Here is a 1,272-nt window from a genome sequence, read left to right as displayed (position 1 = left end):
TGGGTCCAGCACGCCGAGGCGGCGCTGGCCGTCGCCGCGCCGGAGCCGCCCGTCGCGCCCGACTGGTCGGTGTGGCCGCCCAAGGGTGCACAGGCCGTCGGCATCGACGGGTTCTACGACCGGTCGGCCGAGGCGGGCTTCGCGTACGGCCCGGTCTTCCAGGGGCTGCGCGCGGTCTGGCGCGACGGCGACACCGTCCTGGTGGACGTCGCGCTGCCCGAGGAACAGCACGGCGACGCGGGCGCGTTCGGCCTGCACCCGGCGCTGCTCGACGCGGGCCTGCACGCGGTCGGCCTGACCAAGGCCATGGGCGAGCAGGCCATGCTGCCGTTCGCCTGGAACGGGCTCACGCTGCACGCCGTGGGCGCCGCGGCCCTGCGGCTGCGGCTGACCCCGACGGGCGCCGACGGCACGGTGTCGGTGGACATAGCCGATGTGGCGGGCCGTCCCGTGGCGCGCATCGAGGAGCTGGTGCTGCGGCCGGTCAGCCAGGAGCAGCTCGCGGTACGGCCGGCGGCTCGCGGCGACTCGCTGTTCCGGCTGGACTGGCAGCGCGCCGAGCAGGCCGTGCCCGCCGCGGACGCGTCGTGCGTGTTCGTCGGCGAGGCGGCGGACGGACAGCCGTCGTTCCCGGATCTGGCGGCCCTGAGCACGGCAGTCGCCGGCGGGGAGCCGGTTCCGGAGCTGGTGTTCGCGGCCTGGCCGGGCGCGCCGGGCGGCCCCGTGACGGCGGCCCGGGAGGCCACCGGGTGGGCGCTCGCGCTGGCGCAGCAGTGGCTCTCCGACGAGCGGTTCGCCTCGGCCAGGCTCGTGGTGACGACCCGCGGTGCGGTGGCGACCTCGCCCGAGGCGGACGTCACCGACCTGGCGGGCGCCGCCGTATGGGGTCTGCTGCGGTCGGCGCAGTCGGAGAACCCCGGCCGGATCGGGCTGCTCGATGTCGGCGGCGCCGGTGACCTCGGCGGTGTGCCGGTGGCCTCGGTGGCCGCGGCGCTGCGCGAGGACGAGCCGCAACTCGCGGTGCGCGACGGTGGCCTGCTGGTGCCGCGCATCGTCAGGGCCGGCGGCGAGCCGGGAACGCCGGACGCGGACGGGGGGCTGTCCGCGGACGGCACCGTCCTGATCACCGGCGGTACCGGTGTGCTCGGCGGTGAGCTGGCCAGGCACCTGGTCACCGAGCGTGGGGTGCGGCACCTGGTGCTGGCCTCCCGGAGCGGCCCGGAGGCGGGCGGCGCGCGGGAGCTGGCCTCGGAGCTGACGGCGCTCGGCGCG

1 protein-coding gene is annotated in these 1,272 nt (G+C 77.5%); it reads left to right on the top strand.

What is annotated here, in order from left to right:
• Window positions 1-1,272 (top strand): polyketide synthase dehydratase domain-containing protein (locus AWZ10_RS29650; protein ID WP_159058385.1); only part of this gene is annotated, 1,272 nt, incomplete at both ends.

This window comes from Streptomyces europaeiscabiei, from assembly GCF_001550375.1.
GTDB lineage: Bacteria > Actinomycetota > Actinomycetes > Streptomycetales > Streptomycetaceae > Streptomyces > Streptomyces europaeiscabiei.
This window is presented reverse-complemented; position numbering and strand designations above follow the sequence as displayed.